We start from the raw sequence: 954 nt of genomic DNA on the forward strand, positions 1-954 counted from the left end.
GCGCCGGGCGCGCTGGTGCTGCTGCTGGCGCCCATGGCGTACTTCAGCCTGTTTTTGTGGCAGCAAGACCGCAAGCTCTGGTGGCTGGAGCTGCTGCTGCTGCTGCTGCTGAACGCGGCCGTGGTGCTGCGCTACCGCGCCTACGTGCCCCGCCTCGAAGCCCTGCTGCATATGCCCGCCGAAAGCCGCTTCGGCCTCGCTCCCGACCCGCGCTACGACGCCCTGCGCAACCAAACCCTGCTGGTGCTTGGCCCCGACGACCGGCCCTACTTCTACAACCACCCTGCCACGCCCTACCTCGACTGGACGCTTTCTCAGGCCGATTTCGGCCATCTCAACGAGTACGCCGCCGTAGTGCGCGTGGCCCAGAAGGTCGGCCCCGCGCCACCCGCCTACCTGCTCGACGAAGCCCGCCTCGTACCGCGCCTCAAGCAGCTGCTGCCCGGCATTTTCGGCGCGTATGAGCTGACGGACACCCCGGGCCTGTATATGCGGAAGTAGGGGGCGGAGTGGTGGTAGCGTCTGTCATTCTATACCCAGCACCAGTACATCGCCCTGCGTTCGGTGGGCACGCTGCGCAGAAAAACGGCCAGCGGCTCCAGCTCCGTCAGCAGCGAGGTGAGGGTGAGGACGCGGCCATCGTGCAGGTGTAGGCGCAGGTAGTCGTAGCGGGCCCAGAAACTGCGGCGGGCGTGGCACGTCACGCGCTCCACCCGGGCCAGGTCGCGCCGCTCAAAGGGCTGCCGCTGCCCGCCCTCGTACACCTCGAAGCGGTTGTCGGTGGGCTGAAACACCAGCGTGGTGTCGTGGTTTAGCGTCCAGTAGCGCAGGTGCAACAGCAGCGCGGGGCCGCTCAGCACCAGCGTAAACGCTAAGAAGCCCAGCGTCAGGCCCCATTCGAAGCCGCTGGCCGGCGTGCCGCCCAGCGCTACGGCGGGCAGCACGCTCAGCCCC

The 954-nt window shown here is 67.9% G+C and carries 2 protein-coding genes; one reads left to right on the forward strand and one right to left on the reverse strand.

Annotation, left to right across the window (positions count from 1 at the left end; all coding sequences use genetic code 11):
• Positions 1–501: hypothetical protein (locus ACYVDE_RS24350; protein WP_460504103.1), on the forward strand; the 501-nt coding region annotated here is incomplete at its 5' end.
• A gap of 29 nt (positions 502–530) precedes the next feature.
• On the opposite strand, the gene ACYVDE_RS24355 is transcribed toward ACYVDE_RS24350, so the two are convergent.
• Positions 531–954 (reverse strand): hypothetical protein (locus ACYVDE_RS24355; protein WP_460504104.1); only part of this gene is annotated, 424 nt, incomplete at its 5' end.

The organism is Hymenobacter agri, from assembly GCF_054778495.1.